This window comes from Sphingobacterium sp. G1-14 (assembly GCF_002196555.1).
GTDB classification, from domain to species: Bacteria; Bacteroidota; Bacteroidia; order Sphingobacteriales; family Sphingobacteriaceae; genus Sphingobacterium; species Sphingobacterium siyangense.
Window position 1 is genome coordinate 4,874,651 of the sequence record NZ_CP021381.1, and the last position, 15,827, is coordinate 4,890,477.

Sequence of the window (15,827 nt, forward strand, 5' to 3'; positions counted from 1 at the left end):
AAAATTAAGATTATCTTTGTTATACGATGAATAAGAAAAAAGTTGCACTCATGATCCTAGACGGACTAGGATATGGAAAACATGATAAATCAAATGCAGTTGAAGCTGCAAACACCCCATTTTTAGATCATTTATTAGAAGCTTATCCAAACTCAAGCTTAGAGGCTTCGGGTGAAGCTGTCGGCTTACCTGCTGGACAGATGGGAAACTCGGAGGTTGGTCACATGAATCTTGGCGCCGGAAGAATCGTCTATCAAGAATTGGGTCGTATTCACAAAGCTGTCAACGACGGCGTATTCAATACGGATCCTATCATTCAAGACGCATTTAAATATGCATTGGAAAATAACAAAAAGGTACATTTAATCGGATTACTTTCCGATGGTGGTGTACACGCACATACAAAGCACTTAAAAGGCTTATGTGATGCTGCAAAACAGGCCGGCTTGACAAGTGACCAAGTTTTTATACATGCATTTTTAGATGGCCGTGATACGGATCCAAACTCCGGCATTGGTTATGTTAAGGACCTACAAGACTATTTAAAGACGACAACAGGTACTTTTGCCTCTGCAATCGGTCGATATTATGCGATGGACCGCGATAACAGATGGGAACGTGTAAAATTAGCCTACGATCTTTTAGTAAAAGCGGAAGGTGAAAAATCCAGTGACCTTGTTGCATCGATCCAAAAATCATACGACGAAGGTGTAACCGATGAATTTGTAAAACCAATTGCATTGGTTGACGCCAACGGTACTCCGGTAGCAACAATCCAAGAAGGTGATGTGGTCTTCTGTTATAACTTCAGAACAGATCGTGGCCGCGAGATTACCATCGCTTTAACACAAAAGGCTTTTCCAGAATATGATCTACAACCCTTGGATCTATATTATGTGACTATGACATCTTACGATGAAACATTCCAAAATGTCAGGGTGGTCTTCCAAAAAGATAACTTGACCAATACCCTGGGTGAAGTGTTGGAAGCAAATCATAAAACGCAAACGCGCATCGCCGAAACAGAGAAATATCCGCACGTGACATTTTTCTTTTCAGGAGGTCGTGAACAGCAATTTGAAGGTGAAAACCGCCTGTTGGTTCCATCTCCAAAAGTAGCGACCTACGATCTTCAACCGGAGATGTCTGCTCAAGGAATTACTGAAGCTATCGTCAACGATATGGAAACACTTCAACCTGATTTTATCTGCCTGAATTTTGCGAATCCTGACATGGTAGGTCACACGGGTGTTTTTGAGGCTGTTATAAAAGCAGTGGAAACTGTTGATCAATGTACAAAAACGGTTGTTGAGACAGGCCTTAAAAATGGTTACTCCTTTATTATTTTGGCCGACCACGGTAACTCCGAGTTTATGGTCAATGAAGATGGATCGCCAAATACGGCACATACAACCAATTTGGTTCCATGTATCTTGATTGACGATCAGTATAAGAAAATAGCAGATGGTAAATTAGGTGATATTGCCCCAACCGTCTTACAGCTTTTAGGCGTCAATATCCCCGTTGAAATGACAGGAAATGTATTGGTATCAGAATAATAATTTACTTAAAAATAGCGGCAGAGCACTTTCCCTTCTTATGGGCAGTGCTCTGCTTTTTTGGAGCTGTGGATCTCCATCCGCAACAAAAAAAACACAAAAATCTACAGCTATATTTTCTGTCGATTCGTTTTTTAATGCCGAAGTCAATCGCTTGCAGCAGCTCAATCCCGCAGTTCTGAAATCTGTCAGCAAAGACGGTGAGAAAGAGCAACGCGAACTAAAAATTGGCAGCTGGAAAAATGAACTCTCCGCTTTTCAAGCTGCCGATATCAGCAAAAATTTCGATCCATCACTGTATGAAGTCAAAGCTGTAGACTGTGTGACAGAATTTACAGCTAAAAAGAAAGAACTGCAGATACAGAAACTGCGTATCGAGTTTGACAAAAACGAAAAGGTAAAACACATCCATATCGATAAAAAGATAACAAATACCTTATACGATAGTCAAGAAAAATTAGACTATTACAGCGACTCGCTGTATCGAATTGTCAAACTGCAGGATGTCCAAGGTTTGGATGCCAATCAATACGAAATTGAAGGCAAGTTTATTCCTTCCAAAAAATAGACAGCCTGATCGGCACCATACACAGCCCTCAAGAATAGCATCCATTTTTGAGGGCTTTTCTGTAAATTCAGCTTATCTTTTAAGCGGACATTTATACAATGTCACAACAATAATAAATGCAACACAATTGCTTTATATTTTATTTTCCTTATCTTTGACCAGATTAACAAAATAACTCAACGGATAAATGGGTTTAAACGTAGTGATTTCAGCGTGAAAGATATCTCATTGAACAAATTCGCAGCATTAATGCTCTTAATGACCTTCTTAATTGGTCAGTTCATTGTGTATACCCACGCGCATCCGCAAACTGCACTCAGTATCGTAGACAGTCCTGCAAAAAAACACCATGCAGACCATCCGAAGTGCTCCATTTGTGATCAAAATTCACATCCACAAATTGTTTTTAATTTTACGCTACGCGAATTAATACTCCCGACGCAGCAAGTTGAATTTGGCCTGTTTATCACGGGAGATCAAATTATTCGATCACTGCTTTCTGGCAACCGTGGTCCCCCCATCGCTTAGTTTTTACATAAGTCCAATAATGTCACTCCTATATTCTTCTCATTATTGCGACAAACAACTTCATAAAAGTTTTTAGAACTAGACAATCTCAAGAATTCATACGATGAGTTATTGGGTTGCTATTATCCTTGATGTTATATATACGTAAAAATTATTCGTACAGATGAAACTTAAAATTATAGGCTGCATTTTTATGCTTGTCTCCTATTTCTCCATATTTCCGGCCCTTGCCGCAACAATCAGCGGTAAAGTAACGGATGCAAAAACAAATCTTCCCATTGCCGGTGCTACAATATCTCTGCAACAGCTTCGTTCGAGCACTGCATCAGACCAACAAGGTCAGTATAGCTTTAAATCACTTCCTTCAAGTGGACGCTACCTAGTTGAGGTCCGTTTCTTGGGCTATCAGTCCGTTGTCAAGACCGTCGATTTAACTTCAGAAAATCTTTCCCTTGATTTCGCCCTAACCGAAAGTATTATTGAAACCAATGAAGTCGTCGTTACAGGTACATTGGTCACTTCACAGAGCCGGCGCAACAGTACCTCGGTTGCTGTAATCTCCAAAGATGAATTGCAGGGAAATGCGACGAATCTTATTGATGCGCTTGCCCGACAAGTTCCCGGACTAAGCCAGATCACAACGGGACAAGGTATTTCAAAACCTGTTATACGAGGTCTCGGTTATAATCGTGTCGTTACGGTAAGTGATGGTGTTAAACAGATGGGACAGCAATGGGGAGACGAACATGGTATTGAAATCGACCAAAATCAACCGGATCGTGTGGAGGTCCTACGTGGTGCAGCCTCTTTGATGTACGGATCTGATGCTATTGGCGGTGTAATCAATGTGCTTGAACCAAATGTTCCTACAGCTGGGCAAATTAAAGGTGAAGTATTGAGCAGCTACTCCACCAATAACGGACTAACCAATAGTTCGGTTATGCTTACCGGTAATGAAAATGGCTTCGTATGGCGTGGGCGTGGTTCTTATCAAAACGCCTATTCTTATAATACGCCCGCAGGCCGATATGGCAATAGTGGTTTTAATACCAGTAATTTCAGTGGTATGCTCGGGCTAAACAAGCAATGGGGCTACTCTCATCTGAATTTTTCATACCTGAAAAATAATATCGGCTTTTACGACGCCGAACCTGGTGACCCGCTTTACATAAACTCAAAAAGCCGTACTTTGGATTTCCCCAAGCAGGACATCCGCCATTACAAACTGGCCCTCAACAATAACTTTGTCATCGGTTCCGGTAGTTTAAAACTAGATCTGGGCTATCAAAAAAATCAACGTCGGGAGCTCGAAGAAGCAACGCCTTCTTTATTCTTTGACCTGAATACGTATTCACTTGACGCAAAATATTCGTTAAGTGAAAAAAATGGCTGGCAACATGTCTTTGGTATTAGTGCTAGCCAGGAACACAGCTTAAATAAAGGTGTTGAATTCTTAATTCCGGCCTATGATCAGTTGGAATTGGGCGCTTTTGGCTATGCGAAGAAAACCTGGGGCGAAAATACCTTTAACGTCGGATTACGCTATGACTACGTCAATAACAAAGGCAAGCAACTCTTTATTGAAGACGAAGAGCAGTTCGCTGGTTTTAAAAATAGTTTCAGCAATGTTAGTGGAGCACTTGGATATACCCATATTTTCAGCGAAGACCTCAATTTTAAAGCAAATGCCGGTTCAGCTTTTAGAGCTCCTAATCCGGCAGAATTAGGTTCCAACGGTGTACACGAAGGAACGTACCGCTATGAAGTGGGTAATGAAAACCTGAAACCTGAACGAAGTTACCAAGCGGATGCAACCCTCGAATTTGGACATAGCATCGTTACAGGAAGTATCGGAATCTATGAAAACTATATCCACAATTTTATCTATGCCTCAACAACAAAAGGCGACACGAAAACCGTTGTGGGTGAAGATGGCGATTCTCATACCTACGACGTATATCGCTATGGCCAGGTAAACGCCAATCTTTACGGTGTCGAAGGAAGCCTGAATTTTCATTTGTTAAACTGGATACACCTGGATAATACATTTAGCTATACCCATGCACAGAACAATACCTTTAACAGACCCTTGCCATTGATTCCAGCTGGTGTTGTACACAATACATTGCGTCTTGAGCCCAAGATTAGCGGTTTGAATGCTTTCTACGTTTCTGTGGGGCTAGACAATTATTTCAAACAGAGCCGCATTGATGAAACCTTCGAAACGCCAGCAAACTCGTATACTTTATTGAACGCAGGAATCGGTACGACATTACATCTCGGATCGCAGCAACTGAAAGTATTTGCAGCAGCTTCAAACTGGACCAACAAACGTTATTACGATGCGTTGAGCCGATTGCGCCCAGGACGTCTTTCACAGGAAGACACGAGCTTTGGTGTCTACAATATGGGTAGAAACATCACCTTCGGTGTGTATCTGCCATTGAGCATAAAGTAAATTAAGCCTGATAATAAATGATCGTGAGATCGATTAAGATTAGTACATGGCAAAATAGAAAAGCGGGATCTTGAAGATCCCGCTTTTTTATTTTATACTTATTTGGGGTCATCTGCTGTCGCTTCCCTTGCCAAGGCTACTTCGTCGGGCATGGCTTCCAGGGAGGAATCCAACGCAAACAAGGATTCATCTGAAGCTCGGTCACCACCGGCAATCTTCAGTTTATCCATCAATTCCAGGGCCAATTTCTCTTCTTCAATCTGTTCCTTGACAAACCACTGTGCAAAGTTCCATGTTGCCCAGTCCTTCTCGGCCATCGCTAAATTGACAATGTTATAGATCGCTTCGGTATTATCTACTTCATGTTTAAAAACGCGATTAAAGCATTCGGTCAGCGATTGCGGGTCCGCTGGCGGCTCTGCAATAGCCTGTATTCTGGGGCGTCCACCTCTTTCCAGAATATAACCCATAATTTTAGTCATGTGATTTCGCTCTTCCTGGGCATGTCTATACAGAAAATTGGCGATTCCGCCATAACCCTGATCATCTGCCCATACCCCCAACGCCAAATAAATCTGTGCAGCCTCAGCTTCTTTTGTCATCTGACTGATTAAAATTTCCTGCATTTCCTTTGACAATCGATTCGTTTCCATAATATTCATTTTGATTTAGGAAAAGAACAGTTTCAGTGCTTATTTCGTTTGAAATTTATCGAGGAAAAACTGTCGAAAATTCGCCCCTTTAAATGAAACTGGACCTCATTTGTGACAGGCATATTCCAACCGTTACATTCCAACAAGTACATTTCAACCGGCACAAATCAATAGTTATAAAATCAATAGGTACAAAATTAATAAGCATAGAAAAAGGGAATACCATTGGCATTCCCTTTTTCTATGCTTTTATAGCGATACTATTTCAAGTTATCTCTATATACTTTCGCTTTTTTGATTTCTGTTTGGATATCTTTTTTCGATGCATCAAAGCTCAACACTTTTTCGTAATCCTTGATTGCATTGTTATAAGCGTCAGTTGCCATTGCCTTATTGTAGTTAGGCGTACCCTCCGTTCCGATCAAGATACCTAAATCGCGATTAGCGATCGCTCTATTTTGATAGAATTTCGAATCAGTCGGCGTAATGGCAATTGCTTTTGAATAATCCTCAATAGCAACTTTCAACAACTGCTCTTTGTTAGCAACAGATGTCTTATTTGTGGCTTGAGTAGCAAGATTGTTTGTTGCTTTCGCTTTGAAGTATAAAGCATTTGCATTTTTACCGTTCAATGCAACTACTTTTCCAAAAGTTTCAGCTGATTTTTTATAGTCACCATTTTGAAATTGAGAATATCCCAACATATATAATACGTCCGGATCTTTCCCTTCTTGAGGGAGGGCTTTAGTCAAGTATGACTCTGCATTCTTGAAATCACCATCCAAAAGAGCTTTCTGCCCCATTCTCACATTAGCGTTGCTATGCTCAGCCTGTTTTGGTTGTTGTGCATTCGCGCTAAAAGCAACTAAGGCAAAAACCCCAGTAAACAAACCCAATTTAAATGATTTTAAATTCATATCTAAATAGTTACGTTTTTATATTCACTCTTTAATGATCACTTGTGATCGTTTCTACATCTGTAAAAAAGCATCCGATTGATTTCTTTAAACGCAAGAACTGCCATCGGTGCCCTTTCACATTCCAATATTACAATTATTATGCCTATTTCTCCAACAAATGGCAGATAAATTTTATTTAACCTGCCTTTTTTTCCTATTCTAGAAAATAGATTTGTAATTTTGCTCACTTTTAGCAATTGGCACTTCCCTTGCAATATAGGGGAAACAATAATAGAAGCTTAAAATTTGAAAGTCAGCCGTCAACATGTCAGCGACTGCCAAATACACAAAATAAATACTATGAGCAAATTCGAAACTTTTGATTTCAGTCAAGCAATTCCAATCGTTGCAGAGGATACCGAATTCTTCCCCTTACTTACACAAGAGGATGAAGATAATATGGCGAATGCTGAAATTCCAGAAGCATTGTCTATTTTGCCTTTGCGTAATACCGTATTATTTCCCGGTGTTGTCATTCCGATTACCGTAGGTCGAGATAAATCCATCAAACTGGTCAAAGAAGCCTATAAAGGCAGCAAAACCATCGGTGTTGTTTCTCAAAAGGACATGACTGTAGAGGATCCAGGGTTTGAAGAACTAAATAAAGTGGGCACCGTAGCTCATATCATTAAAGTCCTCCAAATGCCTGATGGTAATACCACCGTCATCATCCAGGGAAAACAACGGTTCAACTTGTTGGAAATTGTCGATACTGAACCTTATTTAAAGGCACGTGTGGAGAAATTCAATGAAGCGAAGCCGAAGATGACCAAGCACTTTAAAGCGACAATTTCTACCTTAAAAGAAATGGCGCTGCAGATCATCCAACTTTCGCCAAACTTACCTAGTGAAGCTGGTATCGCGATTAAAAATATTGAAAGCCCTTCGTTTCTGATCAACTTTATTTCGTCGAATATCAATGTCGAAATGGTCAGAAAACAGGAACTACTTCAAATACCTAAAGTAGAGAATCGTGCCAAACTTTTATTGGAGCTCCTGACAACAGAAATCCAGATGCTGGAACTAAAGCACCAGATCCAGAATAAAGTACGTGTCGACCTTGACAAGCAACAACGTGATTATTTCTTGAACCAACAGCTCAAAACAATCCAGGAAGAGCTGGGTGGAAACACCCCCGATCTTGAGCTGGAAGAGCTTAAAAAACGGGGTAAGAAAAAGAAATGGAATGTTGATGTAGAAAAACATTTCACAAAAGAACTCGAAAAGCTATCGCGTATCAATCCTGCGGCTGCAGATTATTCGGTACAGCTCAATTACCTTGAGCTACTACTTGATCTACCCTGGAATGAAACAACAAAAGACAATTTTGATTTAAACAAAGCACAAAAAGTGCTCGATAAAGATCATTATGGACTTGAGAAAGTAAAAAAACGTATCATTGAATACCTTGCGGTATTGAAATTAAAAAATGATATGAAAGCACCTATTCTTTGTTTAGTAGGCCCTCCGGGAGTCGGTAAAACCTCTTTGGGAAGATCTATTGCCAAAGCATTGGGGCGTAAATATACCCGTATGGCCTTGGGTGGTGTGCGCGATGAAGCAGAAATCAGAGGACACCGCAAAACCTATATCGGCGCAATGCCGGGCCGTATCATCCAGTCCCTGAAAAAAGCAGGAGCAGCAAATCCGGTTTTTATTTTGGACGAAATCGATAAAATGAGCGCGGACTTCAAAGGAGATCCTTCGTCGGCCTTATTGGAAGTATTAGATCCGGAACAAAACACACATTTCTATGATCACTATGTCGAAATGGAGTTTGACCTTTCCAAAGTGATGTTTATTGCGACAGCCAATTCCTTGAGTTCTATTCAACCTGCGTTATTGGATCGGATGGAAATTATCGAAGTGAATGGTTATACCATCGAGGAGAAAATCGAAATCGCGAAAAAGCACCTTTTGCCAAAACAACGCGAAATGCATGGAATGGCATCCAAAGATGTCTCGTTAAAAGCTAAGATCATCGAACAGATTATCGAGGATTACACACGCGAATCTGGTGTGCGTGGATTAGAAAAAAAGATCGGCTCTGTCGTACGTGGTATCGCAACACGCATTGTCATGGAAAAGGATTACAGTCCGAGTATTAACGAACAAGATCTGCTCGATATCCTAGGCGCTCCAATATTTGATAAGGACATCTACGAAAATAACAATGTTGCCGGTGTCGTAACGGGCTTAGCCTGGACTTCCGTAGGTGGCGATATCTTATTTATAGAATCTTCGCTGAGCCCAGGAAAAGGACGTTTAAGCCTGACAGGTAATTTGGGTGATGTCATGAAAGAATCTGCGTCGATTGCACTAGCCTACCTGAAAGCCCACGCTTCGGATTTCGGCATTAACTACCGCGTTTTCGACCATTGGGACATCCATATCCACGTTCCTGCGGGTGCTATCCCAAAAGATGGCCCTTCAGCTGGTATAACAATGCTCACAGCACTGACATCGCTATTTACCCAACGTAAAGTGAAGGAGAAATTAGCTATGACAGGTGAAATTACCTTACGTGGAAAAGTATTACCTGTTGGCGGTATTAAGGAGAAAATCCTTGCCGCAAAACGTGCGAACATCAAAGATATTATCCTTTGTAAATCCAATGAAAAAGACATCTTGGAAATCAAGGAAGATTATATCAAAGACATGCAATTCCACTATGTGACTGAAATGTCGCAGGTGATCAAACTCGCGCTATTGGAAGAAAAAGTAACTGGTGCCATCGATCTGGCTCAAGATATAGAAAATACAAAAAAAGAGAATTAACAGATACCTGAAAGGTTTTGAATAGAAAGGGGCTATTCAAAATTTGGACTGCCCCCAAAAGATTGGACAAATTTAGTTAATTAGATTTGTAATAATGAGCTCGATATTCTGTCGGGCTCATTCCATTTAAATTTAGTTTTATCCGTTGATTATTGTAATAGGAGATATAATCTTCTATTTCGCTCACAGAACCTTATCAGCTATTCTTAAACGGTTTGAGCTGACTTTTCAAACAATTCTTTGTTGGAGCCAAGCTTCTTTTATCATAGCTTTTGATTGCAGAAATCATCGTTTAGAACCTAACTTTTCATGTAGGAGCTCCTCGTCCAAACTATCTTCATATTTTGAAATCACCAGCGTTGCCGCTGAATTTCCGATCAAATTGGTTATCGCCCTTGCTTCACTCATAAAACGATCCACACCAAAGATCAAAGCGACAGATTCTACCGGTACATGGCCTACTACAGGTAAAGTCGCAGCAAGGGTAACGAAACCGCTTCCTGTTACGCCTGCAGCACCTTTGGAGGTCAATAGCAATACCAACAATAAGGTAATTTCCTGCTCCAGGCTGAGATGCATATTGAGGGCCTGCGAAATAAAGACCGCTGCCATAGTCAGATAGATACTTGTCCCATCGAGATTGAAAGAATAGCCCGTGGGGATAACTAAGCCCACAACAGGTTTGGCACAGCCCGCATCTTCCATCTTCTGCATAATCCCCGGCAAAGCCGACTCAGAAGAGGAAGTCCCCAAAACGATTAAAATCTCTTCTTTGATATATTTTAAAAACTTAAAAACATTCACCTTGAGATAAAAATACAATACGGCCCCAATCACGATGATCACGAAGATAAAACAGGTCAGGTAGAAGCTCAACATCAGCATACCGAGTTTAGATAAGGCCTGGATTCCAAACTTACCGATCGTAAAACCCATTGCTCCCATTGCCCCGATTGGAGCCAGGTACATGATCATTTTGATAATGGAGAAGAGAACCTTCAGAAAAGATTGCAATACATTGAGCACAGGCTCACAAGCTTTCTGCCCTATTTTTGTCATACCGATCCCAAATAGCACTGCAAAAACGAGCACCTGCAACATATTGTCAGACGCTACCGCAGCAATCACATTACCTGGAATGATCCCGATGATAAAATCCATAAAACTATGTGGCTCTTTGGATTCTGAAATATAATGGGATACCGAAGATACATCAAGACTCGCTGGATCGGCGTTCATCCCGGTACCCGGCTGTATCCAATTAACAAAGACCAGACCGATAATCAGGGCAATCGTTGTCATGATCTCGAAATAGATAATGGAAGTTAAACCGATTTTCCCCACTTTTTTCGTATCCTGCATTCCCGCTATCCCGATCACAATGGAGCTAAAAATCAATGGCGCAATAACCATCTTGATCAGTTTAATAAAAGCATCTCCTAATGGTTTTAGCTTAACAGCAAAATCGGGGTAATAGATACCACAGATGATCCCCACAAGTATACCCACGATGACTTGAAAATAGAGGCTCTTAAAAATATGCTTCATGATAGATTTATTTACGGACAGCAATTCCCTTGCTTTAATCGGTTTTTTAATTTAGGATATTGAAATTAATTGGTACGAATATAAAAAAAAAGGGATGCATAAATGCATCCCTTCCTATTATAATTTTGAACTTAGCTGCTGAAATATGCTCTTACATTCTTTCCTTCAATCCAGTTCATATAAGCTTTATTGACAACCTTGTTTCCACCAGGTGTTGGGTAATCACCGGAGAAATACCAATCACCCTTATGGTCTGGACAAGCTTTGTGTAAATTATCCAAAGTTTGGTAAATTACTTCAAGCTCTGCTTTCAGGTGGTGAGGTCTTACGATACGAGCAATTTCTTCCGAAATCTCTTCATCAGTAAAAGGTGCATAGATCGCTTTGACATAATTATCGATATCATTAACGTCCTGAGTCATTGATAATACACATTTTTGATAAACTTCATCGATAATATGTGCCATACCACGTTGTTTTAGGAGATTAATTGCGGCTTCGAATGCGACAAATTCACCCATACGTGACATATCGATACCATAACAATCTGGGTAACGAATCTGAGGCGCAGATGAAACAATCACGATTTTTTTCGGATTCAAACGATCCAGGATCGTTAAAATACTTTGTTTCAATGTTGTTCCCCTTACAATCGAGTCATCAATGGCAACAATCGTATCTTCGTGATCTTTTACAATACCGTAAGTTGTATCGTATACGTGCTGTACCATGTCTGTACGGTCCGCATCTTGCGTAATGAACGTACGCAGTTTAGCGTCCTTCACGTTGAGTTTTTCAAAACGAGGTTTAATACTCAAGATTTCATCCAATTCTTCATCAGAAATTTTTTCTGAACGATTCAATAAAGTATCTTTTTGAAAATCCCGAACGTAGGCATTGATACCATCCATTAGGCCATAGTAAGATACTTCAGCTGTATTTGGAATAAACGAGAATACGGTATTTTTGATGTTATTTTTAACAGATTCCAATACCTGAGGTACCAGTAATCTTCCTAATTCTTTACGTTCTTGATAGATATCAGCATCCGATCCACGTGAGAAGTAAATCCGTTCGAAAGAACAAGAACGTTGTTCTACGGGCTGTCTAAACATCTCTTGGGATACTGTACCATCTTTTTTAGCGATCAGGGCATGGCCTGGCTTAATTTCCTTCACAGCACCAATTGGAATATTGAATGCAGTTTGAATAACCGGTCTTTCCGATGCTACAACCAGGATCTCCTCATCCTGATAATAAAACGCCGGACGGATACCCGCTGGGTCGCGCATAACAAAAGCATCACCGTGACCAAAGATACCTGCGATGGTGTAACCGCCATCCCAAGTTTTGGCCGAACGCTTCAATATTTTGGTAACATCAATATTTTTAGCAATCAGCGAGCTGATCTCAATATTAGAATGACCTTCTTTTTTGAATTGATCGAAAAGATCCTGGTTCTCATCATCTAAGAAATGGCCAATTTTTTCCAAAACGGTTACGGTATCTGCTTTTTCCTTTGGATGTTGTCCCAACTCATATAATTGTTGCAACAATTCATCCACATTGGTCATGTTGAAGTTACCCGCTACCACCAAATTACGAGACATCCAATTGTTTTGTCTTAAAAATGGGTGACAGCTTTCGATACTGTTCTTTCCATGCGTTCCATAGCGCAAATGTCCTAAAAGTACTTCTCCCGTAAAACTTACGTTATCTTTTAACCATTGCGTATCTTTTGACTCTTCTGGAAATGCTTTCTGAACAGAAGCAAATTTTTTCTGTACATATTCGAATATGTCTGCCACAGCAGTTGAGCCCATTGCTCTGTAACGCGAAATGTAACGATTTCCAGGTTTAACATCAAATTTAATGGTTGCAATTCCAGCCCCGTCTTGTCCACGGTTGTGCTGTTTTTCCATTAATAGGTACAATTTGTTGATGCCATAAAATGGCGTACCATATTTTTCCTGATAATAAGATAAGGGTTTTAACAGGCGAATTAGTGCGATTCCGCACTCGTGTTTAATAGCGTCGCTCATATCTTGATTTGATGTCGCAAAAGTAAGAATTATTTAGCACTTAGCGATCGCCCCGCTCACTTTTTCAGCAATAAAATTACAGTGAATAGACAGAGGCTCTTTTGAATAGCTCCTTAAGGCCTATTGGGCGATAAAAACAGGGACTTTCACCGCATGGCGCAGCTTGTTAACTGTCTCACCGAAAACAAAATCCTTCACACCACTGTGCCCATGGCTTCCAACAACCAGTAGATCGGCGCCGTATTTTTCACATACTTCGGCAATACTCTTGATCCGGTTATTGTATCCCAGTTCATATGCTGTTTGATGTCCTTGCGACAATAGAAAATCAGCATACAATTTCAGTCGTTCCAAATCCTGACGCGATTCGTAATCATCCGTCGAATCCCCGGTATATTTCACCGATGCACTCTCAACAATATGTACAACGACAAAGGTCGTATCGTCATGCGACAGCTGTAAAGCATATTGGATTACTTTCTGATCTGAATTTGAGAAATCCAACGCGATCACAACTTTCTTAAAAGAGCCCTTATGTTCAAAATGCAATGCCTCAAATGGTGGGTGAACCTCCAGCTCCGTTGGTTTCGATTTGAGTAAAATGGGGTATAATACGGTCACCATCAATAAGGCAAACAAACCCACAGCGCCCATCACCAATAATACCGTTACCACAATATTATCGGCTTCACCAATCCAGCCGACCACTTCGTCATAGACCAATTTAAAATTCAAAACAGCGATAATGGCCGCTATCAGCCATGCCGCAATTTTTGTTAGCGGTTTAATGGCAAAAGAACCCATCTTGACTTTATCGCTCACAAAATGGATCAACGGGATGACAGCAAAAGCGAGCTGCATACTCAAGATTACCTGACTAAAGATCAGCAGCTGTCCAACGCGACCTTCACCCGAAATAAGTATCACCAATACAGCCGGGATAATCGCCAAAAGCCGGGTTATAATCCTTCGCAAAGTCGGACTAATCCGCAATCGAAGGTATCCCTCCATCACAATCTGACCGGCTAGGGTTCCCGTCACCGTTGAGCTCTGCCCGGCAAGAATCAAGGCAACAGCAAATAATTTTGAGGCCCATTCCGTTCCAAGAAGGTTACCCAATAGGTGATAAGCATCTTCAAGTTCGGCAACGTCATGCATACCGTTTTTGTGAAAAACAGAGGCTGCAAGAATCAATATCGCGGCATTTACCAAAAAGGCCAGGTTCAAGGCAATGGCACTATCCCAAAAGTTATACTTGAGCGATTTTCGAATAGAAACCTCATTCCGGTCAATCTTCCGTGTCTGTACAAGAGCCGAGTGCAAATATAGATTATGCGGCATGACGGTCGCGCCTATAATGCCTATGGCAATATATAGTGCGGCACTATTCGGGATACTGGGTATAAATCCAGTGGCCACCTCGGCAAAATCCGGTTTCGCCAAAAACATTTCTACCATGAAACACATGCCGATAAGCGCAATCAGGCCAATGATAAAAAGTTCCATTTTCCGCATCCCTAGCTTCTGAAGATAGAGCAATAAGAAAGTATCTGCAAAACTGATCATTACCCCCCAGAGCAGATCAATGCCGAAAAGGAGGTTAAGACCGATTGCCATACCCAAAACCTCCGCCAGGTCGCAGGCTGCAATTGCAATTTCAGCAAGTACATAGAGCACAAAATTCATCCGTTTAGGATAGGTTTCCCTGTTACACTGCGCAAGGTCTTTACCTCGTACAATACCTAAACGGGCACATAGATTCTGTAGTACTAGCGCCATGATATTACTCATCAACAGCACCCAAATCAGGGTATAGCCAAATTGGCTTCCTCCAGCAAGATCGGTAGCCCAGTTACCTGGATCCATATACCCCACACTAATGAGATAAGCCGGACCAAAGAAACTAAGTATCTTCTTAAATTTGGATTTCCCTTGATTGACATCTACACTTTCATGGATATCAGATAGGGATTTATGATGAGATTCGTCGTAATGCATAAAGTACTATAAGTGCAATATCGTCTATTGTCGGCCTTAAAGATAAAAAGCTTTACATTATTAGGCAATTAAACTGCGACATTATTAGAATTTAAATGCCAGCTGGCCAGAATTTTCCTTTGATTGGTTGCCAAATTGGATGAAATCGACGATCTCGTACTGCCCTAAATCAGGTTTAAACTGCCGCACATGAACGCCCTTGCACATAAAGCTCAGGTCGACAGACCGCAACTGTTCTTTTGCAATTTCAAGCTGTTCTGGTTCCAGACGTCGTCCAATCGAAATATGGGGTTCGTCGCTAATCTCGATCAAATCAAACTCCGCTAAAGTTTGAACAACCTTTCGCGCCCGGTCCTTGAGATAACTCCGGGCATGTACAGTCGGTGCAATATAGTACGCACCACCGGCGAATGATGAAAAATGATCAAAATAAACATACTGACTCCGCTCATAGACCAAAGTCTCCTGCAAAGCCTCAATAGCCATTGTCAGTTTACTCCCATCTGCTTCAAAAGCACATATCGTTACATGGGCTTTGGAATTGCAACTGGGATACCAGCCTTTGTTTTTGTCGGGAAACAGTTCGGCTAACGATGCACGTAATCGCCGCTTCAGGCCATCTACCAAGACAATACCAGCTTCATCAGGCTGAAAAACAAACGAATATTTATTGACACTACCCTCCATAACAAAAATCAGTTTCCGATCAGTAGGTAAGATAACAAATACCATGGAG

General features: G+C 41.0%; 12 protein-coding genes. 5 read left to right on the forward strand and 7 right to left on the reverse strand.

All coding sequences use genetic code 11. The features are described from left to right. Window positions 1–26: 26 nt before the first annotated feature. The 4 genes from gpmI to CBM24_RS21115 all read left to right on the forward strand — a co-directional run bounded on the left by gpmI (window position 27) and on the right by CBM24_RS21115 (window position 5,113). Window positions 27–1,559: a 2,3-bisphosphoglycerate-independent phosphoglycerate mutase gene (gene gpmI, locus CBM24_RS21100; RefSeq protein ID WP_088162619.1), complete on the forward strand. Its 1,533-nt coding sequence runs from the start codon at window positions 27–29 to the stop codon at window positions 1,557–1,559. Next, window positions 1,540–2,127, forward strand: coding sequence for a hypothetical protein (locus CBM24_RS21105; RefSeq protein WP_088162620.1), 588 nt, complete (start codon window positions 1,540–1,542; stop codon window positions 2,125–2,127). Before gpmI ends, CBM24_RS21105 begins: the two co-directional genes overlap by 20 nt. A 249-nt stretch (window positions 2,128–2,376) precedes the next feature. After that, complete coding sequence (locus CBM24_RS21110; RefSeq protein WP_157698560.1) at window positions 2,377–2,655, forward strand: hypothetical protein; 279 nt, start codon at window positions 2,377–2,379, stop codon at window positions 2,653–2,655. Between the two features lie 163 nt (window positions 2,656–2,818). Further along, window positions 2,819–5,113, forward strand: coding sequence for a TonB-dependent receptor (locus tag CBM24_RS21115; protein WP_088162622.1), 2,295 nt, complete (start codon window positions 2,819–2,821; stop codon window positions 5,111–5,113). 98 nt (window positions 5,114–5,211) lie between these two features. Here CBM24_RS21115 and CBM24_RS21120 read toward each other — a convergent pair whose 3' ends face one another. Both CBM24_RS21120 and CBM24_RS21125 read right to left on the reverse strand, forming a co-directional pair. Then, a complete protein-coding gene (locus tag CBM24_RS21120) occupies window positions 5,212–5,766 on the reverse strand; it encodes a ferritin (RefSeq protein ID WP_088163729.1) in 555 nt (184 codons plus the stop codon). Between the two features lie 260 nt (window positions 5,767–6,026). After that, window positions 6,027–6,683: a tetratricopeptide repeat protein gene (locus CBM24_RS21125; RefSeq protein ID WP_070563675.1), complete on the reverse strand. Its 657-nt coding sequence runs from the start codon at window positions 6,681–6,683 to the stop codon at window positions 6,027–6,029. Window positions 6,684–7,025: 342 nt separating this feature from the next. Here CBM24_RS21125 and lon point away from each other — a divergent pair, with 342 nt between their 5' ends. Next, complete coding sequence (lon, locus tag CBM24_RS21130) at window positions 7,026–9,503, forward strand: endopeptidase La (protein WP_088162623.1); 2,478 nt, start codon at window positions 7,026–7,028, stop codon at window positions 9,501–9,503. A gap of 76 nt (window positions 9,504–9,579) precedes the next feature. Here lon and CBM24_RS28140 read toward each other — a convergent pair whose 3' ends face one another. The 5 genes from CBM24_RS28140 to CBM24_RS21155 form a co-directional block, all read right to left on the reverse strand. Next, on the reverse strand, window positions 9,580–9,690 hold the full coding sequence (locus tag CBM24_RS28140) for an IS3 family transposase (protein WP_083295844.1): 111 nt from the start codon (window positions 9,688–9,690) through the stop codon (window positions 9,580–9,582). Between the two features lie 98 nt (window positions 9,691–9,788). Beyond that, window positions 9,789–11,051, reverse strand: coding sequence for a C4-dicarboxylate transporter DctA (dctA, locus tag CBM24_RS21140; protein WP_088162624.1), 1,263 nt, complete (start codon window positions 11,049–11,051; stop codon window positions 9,789–9,791). Window positions 11,052–11,182: 131 nt separating this feature from the next. After that, complete coding sequence (locus tag CBM24_RS21145) at window positions 11,183–13,093, reverse strand: class II glutamine amidotransferase (RefSeq protein WP_088162625.1); 1,911 nt, start codon at window positions 13,091–13,093, stop codon at window positions 11,183–11,185. Between the two features lie 120 nt (window positions 13,094–13,213). Beyond that, complete coding sequence (locus CBM24_RS21150; RefSeq protein ID WP_088162626.1) at window positions 13,214–15,091, reverse strand: Nramp family divalent metal transporter; 1,878 nt, start codon at window positions 15,089–15,091, stop codon at window positions 13,214–13,216. 84 nt (window positions 15,092–15,175) lie between these two features. Then, window positions 15,176–15,823 (reverse strand): 2'-5' RNA ligase family protein, encoded by a 648-nt coding sequence (locus CBM24_RS21155; RefSeq protein WP_088162627.1) that lies wholly within the window; start codon window positions 15,821–15,823, stop codon window positions 15,176–15,178. Window positions 15,824–15,827 lie beyond the last annotated feature (4 nt).